The organism is Bifidobacterium sp. LH_389 (assembly GCF_056357235.1).
On record NZ_JBKEVR010000001.1, the window covers coordinates 103,396 to 116,942 of the forward strand.

Sequence of the window (13,547 nt, forward strand, 5' to 3'; positions counted from 1 at the left end):
TGGTCTGACTGGTCTGACTGGTCCGACGGGTCCGACGGGTCCGACGGGTCTGGCCGGTCTGGCCGGTCTGGCCGGTCGGACCCGGACCGAGCCGGTCTATGCGCACCCGGTGCCGTGGTCGGCAGCCGCGGCCACGCCCCGATGCATGAGGTCGGTCATGAGGTCGGCCAGGTTGCCGGCGGACATGTCCATGCCGGAGCGCACCCAGTCCTCGAGCACTGCGCAGATCGCACCGGCCCAGTAGTCCGCGGCATACCGCGGGCCGGGGGACTCCCGCCGCGGGGCGGCATTCATATGGTCTCGCATTGCCTCGCGGATGCGCGGGCCGTAGCCGGCGGCGAGCAGCAGACGGTACTTCGGTGCGAACGAGCGGACCTCGCCCAGCAACGCGATCCAGGATTCGCGGGTCTGCGTCATCGGGTCGTAGCCGCTCAGCGCGGCCGACATCGCTTCGATCACGCCGCGCAGATAGTCCTCCAGAATGGCCTCCTTGGAGGCGTAGTTGCGGTAGTAGGCGTTGCGGGAGACGCCGGCGCGCCGGGCGATGTCCGTGACCGTGATGGCCGAGAACGGCTTGGTCGCCATGAGCTGGATGAGCGCACCCTCGATGCACTCGCGCACGAAGGCATTCGACTCGGCGTTGTTGCGCCGCAGCGTGGCAACGCGGCGATCGGATTGGCCGGAGTCTTGCCCGATATGACCGGCGTTGCCGTCCGCATCCGTCATGTCACACATTCTCCCCGTCTGTCACGTCCGAGCCCGTGCGGCTTGCGCCGGAACGGGCGTGCCTGCTACCGTCGATGATGTCACATATGTTACATCGCAGCATGCCGACGCCCGCAAATCCCGGCGGAGAATCCGGCGTGCGGTCCGGCAGCTCGAATCGAATGAGTGAGGCAACCATGAACGACGGCAGCAAGAAGATCATTCTCGTCACCGGCGCGTCCGGCGGCATCGGCAAGAAGACGGCCCTGGCGCTCGCCGAACGGGGGCATACGGTCGTCATGCACGGGCGCAACCCGGCCAAGACGAGGCAGGCGCGCGACTGGGTGGCCGAGCGCAGCGGCAATCCGAACGTGCATGCGCATGTGGCCGATCTGTCCCTTATGGCGAACGTGTCCCGGTTCGCCGCGGAGATCGGCGAATCGTACGACCGTCTTGACGTCCTGATCAACAATGCGGGCGGCCAGTTCGGCTCGCGGCGGGAGACCACCGCGGAAGGCCACGAGAAGACGTTCGCGATCAACACGCTCCAGCCGTTCCTGCTCACCAACCTGCTCATGCCCATGCTCAGGCGCAGCGGGTCGGCGCGCGTGGTGACGGTTTCCAGCGAATCCTACCGTCAGGGCGGCAGGCCGATCCGCGATGACGTGGAGCTCGAACGGCACTACACGCTCACCCGCGCCTACGGGCTGTCGAAGCGCTACGTGTGGTGGCTTATGCGCGAGTTCGACCGGCGGCTCAGGGCGGAGGGCGTGACGACCGTGACCGTGAACACCGTGGAGCCTGGCTCGGCAACCACCGGTCTGCAACGCGAATCGGGGAAGACGCCGCTCATGCGACTGATGCTGGCGCTGTGGGCGCCGTTCATGCGGTCGGCCGCGCATGGGGCCCGCACCAGCGTGCTCATGGCCACGTCCCCGGCGGTCGAAGGCGTAAGCGGCGAGTTCTGGGGCAACGGCAGGCCCAAGCGCATCAGCCCCAAGTGGGTCGACCCGGAGGGGCAGCGGTGGATCTGGGAGTATTGCACCAAGGCGTGCGAGCCGTGGTTGGCGTGAGGCCGTGGGGTCGTGGCCGGCAAACTTTCGGGGTGGTTTCTCGGGCGAGGGTTGATGTTCCGCCGGTCGTTCGGGAAATAGGGGCGAAGGTTTGTCGGTCTGGCCGGTCTGGATGACCCGGTTCATCCGGTTGACCCGTTCGATATCGTCCTATCCGGTTCGATCAGCCTGCTTGACCGGTCAATGGAATCCCGACAACTGTCTCTGAGTCGTTTCAGGCATTGAGGCGATTTGCATTGGTGACTCTTGTTGATCTATGATGACCGTAACTGCGCATATTCGGAGTCGAAGATGAGCGGTCAAGATAAGGAAACAAGGCAGACCGGACGGTGCGTGGAGAAGCACAGGTAAGGGAAGGCAGGAATTATCAACAGTAGTCTGCATCGCACTCACTGGTCTGAAACGTTGTAGAACAAGGCGGCCCGGAGATGGACCGCCATCTACAGCACTGCAAAGGAGCAAGGAACCCCATGGGAACGAAACATCGTATCGTGGCGGTCACCACGGTAGCGGCCACATTGGCCTCGCTGGCGTTGACCGGCACGGCCGCCGTGGCCGAAGACACCGGCCTCGGCGCCGGTGCGCAAGCTGCCATAGCCGCACAGATCGCGCAGGCGGAGCAAGCCGATCAAACTGCACAAACGGCAGCCGATTCCACGGATCTCGGCTTTGCCGGCACCGCGGTGGGAGGCAAGCTGCCGGCCACGGTCACGATCGACGGCGCTGCAAAGCCCGTCGTCTGGAGCGACGAATCCGTCAAGGCCGCACAGGACGCCGCCTCGACCGTCGGCGACATCACCGTCACCGGCACCGCGGACGGCAAGACGGTCACCGGACGCGTGCTCAACGTGCCGGCGAACACGCGGTACTTCATCGATTCCGGATCCACCGATCCGGCAAAGACCACGGAATACCAAGCCGTCAAGGCCGCGCTCGGCGACGGGCTGCTCAACACGGACGCAGCCGACCAGCAGTGGGACGGCAAGGCGACCGGCAAGACGTGGGGATGGTCCGGTGGCACGTCGAGCGGCAGCAAGACCGGCGTGATCGACGGCAAGGACGCCGATGACTGGCGCAATACGTTCATCAACGCCAACTACGACAGCAGGAACGGTCAGATCGTCTACCACCTGACGCTCAAGTCCGGCCGTTATTCCATCGGCGCCGCACAGGCCCCGTGGAAGCATCCCAACAGCGTGTACACCACCATCGCGGCCGGCGGCGAGACGATTGGCCCCAAGAAGACCGTCAAGACCACGGATGCGAATCCGTTCGTCGTCCAGTCGGTCTACGTGGCCAAGGAAACCGTGGTGGACGTGACCGTCGGTACGGTCGAATCGAAGAGCAACGGCTTCAACACGCGCCTCGCGCTGGTCTACGCCGTGTACGAAGGCGATGAAAGCACCGACAAGTCGGCCCTCAAGGAGGCCATCGTCAAGGCGGAAGGCATCAAGGCCGACGGTAGGACGTACGCCAAGCACAGCCAGCAGACCTTGGACAACGCGCTTGCCGAGGCGGTCAAGGTCCGGGACGGCAAGGATTACGACCAGACCCAGATCGACTGGCGTACGAAGGTGCTCAACGGCGTAATCGACGCGATGGCACAGAAGGATGCCGATGCCGACCGATACGATTCCGTGCAGGTGGGCAGGCAATGGCTCGACACCGAAGGCGCGCCGATCCAAGCGCACGGCGGCGGTTTCCTGCAGCAGACCGATGCGGACGGTACGCCGATCTACTACTGGGTGGGCGAGGACAAGACCCATAACACCGCCAACTTCAACGGCGTGTCCCTGTACTCCTCCAAGGATCTGGTTAACTGGACGTTCCGCAACGTGATCCTGCGTGGCGACGCGGACACTCCGGGACTTGAGGACAACAAGGTGGAGCGTCCCAAGCTCGTGTACAACGAGAAGACCAAGAAATATGTGCTGTGGGGGCACTGGGAGGGCTCCGACAGCTACTCGTCGTCGCAGATCATGGTGGCCGTGAGCGATACGGTGGACGGCGACTACGAGTTCCTGGGCCACTGGCGCCCGGGCGCGGACGACGAGCATCGCAACTGGCGCACGCAGGGCGGTTCCACGTACTACGACGACGGCACCGCGATCGACGGTGTGAGCGATGAATCCCTGTGGGGTACCGGATCGCGCGACTTCACGATCTTCGTGGACGACGATGCCAAGGCATACCTCGTTTCCGCGCAGGATCACGAAACCATGCGCATTTACCAGCTCAACGACGAATACACCGACGTGGCGTTCGGCTCCGACGGCAAGCCGCTCATGACCTACCAGCTGTTCGTGGGTGCCAAGCGTGAGGCACCGGCCCTCACCAAGCTCAACGGCAAGTACTTCATGGTCTCGTCCGCGCAGTCCGGTTGGTATCCGAATCAGACGCGCTACTCGTACACGTCGGACATCACCGACCCGGACGGGTGGAAGGTCGACGAGTCCGGCAAGCCGTTCGGACTGATCGGCAACAACACGTCGTTCTACAGCCAGCCCACCAACGTAATGCAGATCAACGGCTCCAAGGGCACCAATCTGGTGTACATGGGCGACCGCTGGAATTCCAAGGCGCTGCGTGATTCCACCTACGTGTGGCTGCCGCTGACCGTGGACGCCTCCGACCCGGCGAACGTGACCATGACCATGGACTACGCGTCCAACTGGTCGCTCGACACCGCGACCGGCGAGGCCGTGAAGCCAAACATCGAGCTGCTGTCGCAGGGCGAGGGCGTGAAGACCTCCACCGACGCGACCGTGAGCGACGACCCGCTGTTCAACCTCGCCCAGGCCAACGACGGCGACTACTTCAACACCAAGACGACGGGCGGCAACCCGAACTACTTCAAGCCGCTCACCGCCGACGGCAAGGGCGTGCAGGTGCCGTTCACCTACGAGATGGATCTGGGACAGATCGACGACCTTTCCCGCGTGGACATCTCCTTCAACAGCTGGAACGGCTCGGAGACGTACGCCCAGTACACGCTCGAATCCAGCGTGAACGGAAGCGCCTGGACCATGCTCGCCGACGAGACCGCCAACACGACGGTCGGTTTCAAGTCGCATGACGTGACCGGTCAGGGCCGATACCTGCGCCTGAAGGTGAACAAGGTGATCAACGACCACAACGGCAATCCCGCAAGCTGGGCCGCAGGCATCGTGGAATTCCAGGTGTTCGGCGTGAAGACCGGCGAGCTCAAGCCTTCCGTGAACATGCCGCTCACCGCCGAGGCATACAAGGTGGCCGGCGAGAACGCGGTCAACCGCGTGCAGCTGCGCTGGGACAGCGTGGATACCGCCACCTCCTACACGGTGTACCGTGCCACCAAGGCGGACATGTCCGACGCCGAGGCGATCAAGTCCGTGGACGTGAACGCCGTGAACGCCTCCGCCGAGACCGAGGGCGATGCGGATGCGAACACCGGCACGCTGGACGCGACGGCTACGAGCTTTGCGGACAACCTGCCCAAGGCGGACGCCACCTACTACTATCAGGTCAAGGGATACCTCGACGGCAAGGTCGCCTCCGAAACGGAGATCGCCTCCGCGAAGACCTACGTCGAATTGCCTGCCACGGCCAGCGTATTCGACAACCTGACCGGTCAGGGCTCCACCAGCTCCCAGAGTGAGGGCATTGTGGTGAACGGCGTGCAATACCGCTACCTGACGTCCAACAACAACGAGGACGCCCAGAAGAACGGGTACGTCGTCAAGGAACAGCAGTCCACCGACGGCAAGACCTGGACCGACACCGGCGTGAAAGTGGCCCCCGATGCCAAGGACTTCCTGAACGACTACAAGTTCGAGTCCATTAGCACGGTGTGGAATAAGGCGAAGGGCAAGGCGGTCGTCTGGGCCCACTACGAGAAGCGCTCCGGTTACGCGACCGGCGCCCTGTTCGAGGCCGATTTCCAACCGGGCGCAGGAGCGGACACGGTGCATGTGAGCGATCTGGTGTTCCCCAACGGCTACACTGCCCGCGACAAGTCCGTGTTCGTGGACGACGACGGCACCGCCTACCTCATCACCGCCAGCAACCAGGACGGCGAAACGGTCAACCGTCACCTGCTCATCAGCAAGCTCAATGACGACTGGACCGAAGTGGTTCCCGTCGGCGAGACCGGATACGTGGCCAAGCTCACGGCCGATGCGCCGCGCGAAGCCCCCACCATGGTTAAGAAGGACGGCTGGTACTACCTGTTCTCCTCGCAGACGGCCGGTTGGCTGCCGAGCGCCGGCGGCTACTACTCCTCGCAGAACCTCGCCTCCGGATGGAGCGGGCTCAAGCAGGTGGGCGAGGCGTCGTCCTTCTCCACGCAGCAGAACGGCGTACGCGCCTATGACGGTGAGAATGCCGGCGCCTACGTATCCGGCTCCCGCTGGTGGAGGTCAGACGGTTCCGCCGGCAGGCACGCCACTCCGCTCCAGTTCGACAACGGCACGGCGAGCACCGAGTACTACCGTACGCTCTACACCGATGCGGCCACCGGTACGGTGATCGGCGAACGCGCGGGCAACGTGCTCTCCGAAGGCAAGCAGGCCACGCTCAACGGCAAGGACGCTTCCGCTACCGTGGACGGCGATTACGCGACCGCCACGTCCGACACCGCTGACGGCCGCTGGCCCGCCACTTGGCAGGTGGACCTCGGAGCGTCCTACGACCTCAAGGCCATCGAGATCTCCTCGTACATCATGAAGGGCTCCGAAGCGTGGTATCCATACACCGTGTATGGTTCCAACGACGGGGCGACCTTCGAGAAGCTGCTCGACAGGACCGCCAAGCCGGCCGCCAATAACAAAGCCGACTACGGCTTCACCGATGCCGACCTTTCCGGCAAGTACCGCTACGTCAAGGTGGTGTTCGACGGGGCCTACCCGCAGAACAACTTCAACAAGGCGCAGAGCTGGTACCGCGTGCAGATGTGGGAGATCAAGGTGCTCGGTGACGACGGTCTGACTGCCCCCGACGTGCCGGTGACGCCGCCCGCGCCGGATAAGACTGCTCCGGTGTTTGCCGGTGTCGACGACGTGACGGTGGACTTCGGTGCCAAGTTCGACCCGCTGGCTGGGGTGACCGCTACGGATGACGTGGACGGTGATGTGACGGCTGCGATCAAGGTGTCCGGTTCGGTGGATACGTCGAAGGCCGGCAAGTACGAGCTGACGTACACGGTGGCGGATGCTGCGGGTAACGTGGCGACCGCGAAGCGTACGGTGACCGTGAAGGCCGAGCCGGTGACGCCGCCTGCGCCGGACAAGACGGCTCCGGTGTTCTCCGGGGTCGACGACGTGACGGTGGACTTCGGTGCCGCGTTTGATCCGCTGGCCGGGGTGACCGCTTCGGATGACGTGGACGGTGACGTGACGGCTGCGATCAAGGTGACGGGTTCCGTGGACACGTCCAAGGCCAGCAAGTACGAGCTGACCTATACGGTGTCCGACAAGGCCGGCAACACCGCAACCGCGAAGCGTACGGTGACGGTGAAGGACAAGCCGGTGACGCCGCCTGCGCCGGACAAGACGGCTCCGGTGTTCTCCGGCGTGTCCGATGTGACCGTCGATTTCGGTGCCAAGTTCGACCCGCTGGCTGGAGTGACCGCCACGGATGACGTGGACGGTGATGTGACGGCTGCGATCAAGGTGTCCGGTTCGGTGGATACGTCGAAGGCCGGCGCGTACGATCTGACCTATACGGTGTCCGACAAGGCCGGCAACACCGCGACCGCGAAGCGTACGGTGACCGTCAAGGCCAAGGCGGATGAGCCGGGTACGGATCAGCCGTCCGCTGCCGATAGGACGAAGCTGGACGCGGCGATCGCGGAAGCGGACAAACTGTCCGAGTCCGATTACACGGCCGAGTCGTGGAAGCCGTTCGCCGAGGCGCTGGCCGCTGCGAAGGCGGTTCCCGCCGATGCGGATCAGGCCACGGTTGATGCTGCGGTGAAGACGCTCGCGGATGCGCGGTCCGGACTGGTGAAGGTCGGCGAGACGCCGGGCAAGGACGACAATCCGGGCGCCAGTGACAACGGTGGTGAAGAACCGGGCGGCGAGCCGTCCGATCATCCTGCGGACGAGCCGTCGGATGAGCCTTCCGGTGAACCGTCCGATAATCCTTCGGATGACCGGTCCGAGGATGCCGGCAATGGCGGCACTGTGGTGACGGATGGCAAGGTTGCATCGTCCACGCCGCAGACGGGTGCTGCCGTGGCCGGTGTGGCTGTGCTGGCTCTTGTTGCCGCGGTGTGCGGTGCAGTGCTGGTGCTGGCCCGTCGTCGTGAAAGCTGACGGCCGGTGAGGTAAGGCTCGCCTTCCACCTTGGGCGGGTCGGATGGGATGTCTCATCCGACCCGCCCTTTTTGTGGTTTCGCCAATGGCCCGCTGACGCGTCCCCGGCGGTCATCCCCTGATTCGTCCGACTCAGAGAGAAGATTGACCAACGGCACTTTGGCATTTTGTGCGACACGCCGATGGTGCCTGTTACGGTAAACAAATTCGGTCATTGACTGTGTCGTCGGTCGATACAGATTCCGTTAGAGCATAATGCCGGATTGCAGGGTGTCGGGAGTAACCAGAGGATAGCCGTTTTAGGTGTTTTCGGCGAATTTCGGGGAATTAAGGCGGATGACGGTCGAGGCGGGCCGGAAGGTGGATGGACCGATACCGGTATTGCTTCCGATCTTCTATATATCGTTTCAAAAAAATGGTCTTTGTTTCATGGTGGTAAATGTCTCGGGTGTATTCAACTCAGCGGTTTCGCACATAGAAAATGTTCGAAAATGCACATAGGGAAATCATGGAGTTGCATGGGACGAAACTGTGGGTATAGTTAGAACTGTCGGAACGATAAGGACTGGTACTGATCAAAGATGTTCGTCAGGCCTTGTCTTTACTAGGGAAATAACGGAATTGTTGCATGGCATGTACGGGTTTCCTCGTTCCGGCGAAGATGTCCGAGCGGAGTCAATGCAGGTCCGTGAGGATGTCTCGGTGTGGGGATCCCTGCGGATTGGAAGGTGATGGTTATCATCCGATAAGATGCGAAAGCATTTGTCGATCTTTCTGTAACGTTACAAATATGTTGTTGCATCATTACGGAGAGTATGGGAAATGCGGGAGAATGGCAGATCCTTTCGTCGGTGAGGACGAGCGGATGTGTCGCTAGAAAACGGGCGTCGCAGTGGATGTCCGACAATGAAAGGAAAACGAAGAATGACAGTATCGCAATCCCCCTTGTACCGAGGGGTGGCTCCTCTTTGGCTGAAACGTTTGGGCTATGCTGCGATCGGAACGGTATTGGCGTCGTCCATGGCGCTCGGTACCGGACCGGTCATGGCTTCGGCGGCGGGAACGACTTCCGCGGATCCGGGCGTGGTGCAGAGCACCACCATCACGGTCAGCAATCAGACCGGCACCACGCAGGACGGCTCCAAGATGTCCGGGCCGGGACTCAAGGTCGGCGATTACTACTACTCGATCGGCAAAGGGCAGATCGATTCGTCCGCCGGCGGCATAGCAAACCTGAACATCTACCGCGGCAAGGACTGGACCCACAAGAACGAGTTCGTGGCTACCGTCATTGGACCGGAAACCTCGTATGACTGGACCAACCCCGAAACGGGGAAGGTCGAGAAGGTGTATCCGTTGGCCAATGCCAAGTCCGAACGACTCGACTTCGAGCAGACCGCCGACGGCAAGTTCGTCGTGTGGATGCACTGGGAAATGAAGCAGGGATACGCCGCTTCGGAAGTGCTGACCCTGGAGGCCGATAGGATCGAAGGCCCGTATCGGCTCACCGATACCCATCACCGCCCGGGCGCCAGCACCAACGTAGGACGCAACGGCGAAGCGGGCAGTAACGACAACGCCTCGGCCATGGGCAACCGAGAAGGCCAGCTGATCTATGACTCCAGCGCGACCAATACCGAAGGCGTGGAACCGGGCACCACCGGCAAGCTCTCGCGTGCCAGCATGCCGCACAAGATCAATTTGTACAATGCCATTTCGGTCAAGCAGGACAAGAAAACCAAAAAATACTACGTGCCCGAGATGACTACCGTGGCCGGTACCAAGAAGACCTATGGTACGTCCATGACGGGCAACTCCTGGACCTATCAGTTCCAGGGGCTGACGGATACCCTGCGCCTACGTGCCCGTGCCGTGCGCATGACCGACTTCGACCTGTCCATGTACGAAGCGGCGGTCAAGAACGGCGTGAGCAAGCCTGATCCGGACACCTACGTCGGCAGGTATCCCGCGCTTAAGGGCACGGACGGCAAGGTCGCCGCAGGCGTTTCCTCCGAAGGCTACGACGGCGGAAGCAAGACCGAAGCTTATGATCCGAATCCGTATGACACCACCACGGCGGGACTGGGCGAGCTTGACGCTTCGGCTGCCGTCGGCGAGGACTACACGTTCGACGAGAACGCGGGCGTTGGCGACCTGGATACGCTCAAGGCCCCGCTGATCTCCCCGCGTCTGGATGAGAATGCGGGAAGCAATGCCGGGAAGAAGGAAGTCGTCGTCCGTCCCAAGGACATGGCCTTCGTCACCCCGCAATCCAACGGCGTGACCATCTATGCCACCTCCGACGGTTCCGATCCGCGCACCAGCGAGACCCGCTGGACCGTGGACAACCGCTGGACCGCCGGCCCGATTTCCATCAGCGACAAGAACGGCGACGGCACCATGACGCTCCGGGCCGTGGCCAAGGACAAGGCCGGCAACTTCAGCGACGTAGTCGAAACCACATTCCGCATCGCCTCCGACACCGAGTCGCAGGAGTATAAGGACGTGCCGGTCTTCCAACCCGTCATGAACCGTGTCTCCGGCAACTATCCGAAGAATTTCGGCTACCAGGAGCTGCGCGTGTACGAACCCACGTACGGTGCCGAGGTCTACTACACCATGGATGGCTCCACGCCGATCCCGGCCCGCTACGGTCAGAACACCGGATTCGGCAGCCGCGACTATGCGCTGTTCACCGACACCAAGGAATCCGGCGGCGACGGCAAGGCGTACCTCATCACCGGTCAGGACCACGTGTACATGCGCGTCTGGGAACTCAACGAGTCGATGACCGACGTCGTGACCGACCGCGAATACGACATCAACGTCGGCGATCGGCGCGAGGCACCGCAGGCCGTCCGCAGCCCCGGCGGCGACTTCCTGTACCTGTTCACCTCCGGTCAGTCCGGATGGTACAAGAACCAGGCCATGTACCAGCGTTCCGCAAACCCGGCGGCAGGTTTCGACCAGCCGCGTGACGCGTTCGGCTACCGTAGCGGTGCCTCCGTATGGACCAAGTTGCAGCCTTTCGCGGACAACACCACCTACAACAGTCAGGTGGGCGGCGTGTGGAACCTCGGTACCAAAGACAAGCCGGTCTACCTGTTCAACGGCAGCCGCTGGACGGTGGGCGATCTGAGCAATTCCACCACTGTGTGGCTTCCGATGACCATCGACGACGACAAGATGGGACCGGGTGCCGCCACCGGTGAAGTCGAAAAGATCGACGGTACCGACGACAAGGGTCAGCCGGCCACCATCGAAGCCGACATCTACAAGCCCGAACCGGGCCTCGTGCAGGTCAAGTACACCGATACCGTCAACATCGATCCCGTCAAGGGTACGCTCGAGGCCGGCGACGGCACCGACGAGGCGATCACCATCGCAGCCAGCGGCGACGAGCTCGGCAAAGTCGACCCCGACGACCATACCCCGCGCGTCATCGACTATCAGGACGTGGGCGAGCTTGGCCAGTGCGACGTCTACAACAAGAACGGCTGGGAAACCTGCCCCGGCGGCAAGCTGGAACAGGAAGGCATCATCCAGCGCTTGCAGCCTTCCGCCGCGTTCGACGGCGTGGACTGGGACGTGGATAACTACGACGGCACCGAAGGTGCCTACAAGGGTTCCGGCAACGATTTCTTCCTGACCATGGACCTCGGTCAGCCGCGTGGCCTGACGTCGATCGCCATGTCGTTCAAGGCCGTGTCCGGTTCCGACAACGCTCACCGCTACTCCGTGTTCGCGACCAATACCGTGGACGACAAGGGCAACCCGACCGATTGGCAGCGCGTGGTCAACATGAGCCAGAACAACGTTCCCGGCTTCCAGGCGCATGACCTGCGTGGACTGACCTACCGGTACGTCAAGTACCAGAACACCGGTAACCAGGACATGGCCCACGGCAAGAGCGCCGACTGGTCACGCGGCCTGTACGAGCTGCAGATCCGCGCGATCCGACTGGTCAAGTCTACGCTCAAGGCCGAATCGCTCGAGCAGCACATCAATCAGGCCGAGGCGCTGTCCGCATTTACCGACCGGTACACCGAGGACAGCCTCAAGGCGCTCGCCGAAGCATTGGCTCCGGCTCAGGAGCTGCTCAAGACGCTGCGCATCGAAAGCGAGGACACCGCGCACACGCAGGCCGAGATCGATGCCGCCGACGCCAAGCTGACCGCCGCGCTCGATGCGCTGAAGGTCAAGGGCAGCGTTTCCCTCGACGGACTCAGGCAGGCCATCGCCGTCGGCAAGGCCGTCAAGAAGGGTCAGTACACCGATGCCAGCGTCAAGGCGCTCAACGACGCCATCGCCGCCGGCGAGAAGGCCCTGACCAGCACCGATCAGGCCGAGATCGATGCCGCCGCCCAGGCCATCGTCAACGCAGTGGCTGGCCTCGAGCCCAAGCCGACCGAAACGCCGGAACCCGCTCCCACCAAGCTGGAACTGGCTGCGCTGACCGCCGCGCTGAACGGGGCGACCGAACTGGCCAAGGGCGATTACACCGCAGACAGCATCAAGGCGCTGAACGCCGAGATCGACGCCGCCCGTAAGCTGCTCGACGCCGCCGCAAAGGAAGGCACCACCGTCACCCAGTCCGACGTGGACGCACAGACGGTTGCCCTGCTCAACGCGGTATTCGCGCTCAAGCCCGTGCAGAAGCCTACGGTGACGCTGAACTACGCGGATCTGCAGGCAGCCATCAAGGAAGGCACTGCCACGCTCGCCAACTCCGGCAAATACACGGACAAGACGGTTGCCGCACTCAAGGCCGCCGTGGACAAGGGAGCCGCAACGCTCCGCTCCGCGACCGCCCAGGGCGAACTCGATGCCGCCGCGCAGAGCATTCGCAATGCAATCAAGGCACTCGAAGTCAAGCCGGTCACTCCGACTCCGACGATCAGCACCGCTACGTTGGAGGCGCTCATCGCCGAGGCCGAGCAGAAGAATGCCACGGACTACACGGATGAGTCCTGGGCCGCGTATGCCGAAGCCGTTGCCAAGGCCAAGGATGTGGTGGCAGCTCCGAAGTCGCAGGACGAGGTGGATGCCGCAGCCGCCGCGCTGGTGAAGGCCGGGGAACAGCTGGTGAAGGCTGCGGAGACGCCTGCTCCGAAGCCCGAACAGCCGGAGAACGACAAGCCGAACACCGACAAGCCTCAGACTGATAAGCCTCAGACCGACAAGACCGATCAGACCAAGTCTGATGGTAATGCCCAGCCTGGTGCCGACCAGTCGAAGGATGGGGCTCCGTCCGGGAAGAAGCCCGACGAGTCCACGGTCAAGGTCGAATCCAAGGATAAGGCCAAGCGACCCACCCAGCTGTCCCGCACTGGCGCCAGCGTCGGAGCACTCGCGGGGCTGACGGCGGTTCTCCTGCTTGGAGGCGGGATTGCCGCGGCTACATCCACGAAGCGCCATATGCGCTAGTCGGGTGATATGACCTGTGTCGGATGACATGGGTCCGTTGGCAGGGGCG

4 protein-coding genes are annotated in these 13,547 nt (G+C 62.9%); 3 read left to right on the top strand and 1 reads right to left on the bottom strand.

The genetic code is table 11. The annotated features are described in order from the left end of the window. Positions 1–96: 96 nt before the first annotated feature. On the bottom strand, positions 97–726 hold the full coding sequence (locus AC1AZA_RS00425) for a TetR/AcrR family transcriptional regulator (RefSeq protein ID WP_476512780.1): 630 nt from the start codon (positions 724–726) through the stop codon (positions 97–99). A 161-nt stretch (positions 727–887) separates the two neighbouring features. On the opposite strand from AC1AZA_RS00425, the gene AC1AZA_RS00430 reads away from it, so the two are divergent. The 3 genes from AC1AZA_RS00430 to AC1AZA_RS00440 all read left to right on the top strand — a co-directional run bounded on the left by AC1AZA_RS00430 (position 888) and on the right by AC1AZA_RS00440 (position 13,498). After that, complete coding sequence (locus tag AC1AZA_RS00430; protein ID WP_476512781.1) at positions 888–1,778, top strand: SDR family NAD(P)-dependent oxidoreductase; 891 nt, start codon at positions 888–890, stop codon at positions 1,776–1,778. Between the two features lie 470 nt (positions 1,779–2,248). After that, positions 2,249–8,071, top strand: coding sequence for an immunoglobulin-like domain-containing protein (locus AC1AZA_RS00435; RefSeq protein WP_476512782.1), 5,823 nt, complete (start codon positions 2,249–2,251; stop codon positions 8,069–8,071). A gap of 1,020 nt (positions 8,072–9,091) precedes the next feature. Beyond that, positions 9,092–13,498: a chitobiase/beta-hexosaminidase C-terminal domain-containing protein gene (locus tag AC1AZA_RS00440; RefSeq protein WP_476512783.1), complete on the top strand. Its 4,407-nt coding sequence runs from the start codon at positions 9,092–9,094 to the stop codon at positions 13,496–13,498. Positions 13,499–13,547 lie beyond the last annotated feature (49 nt).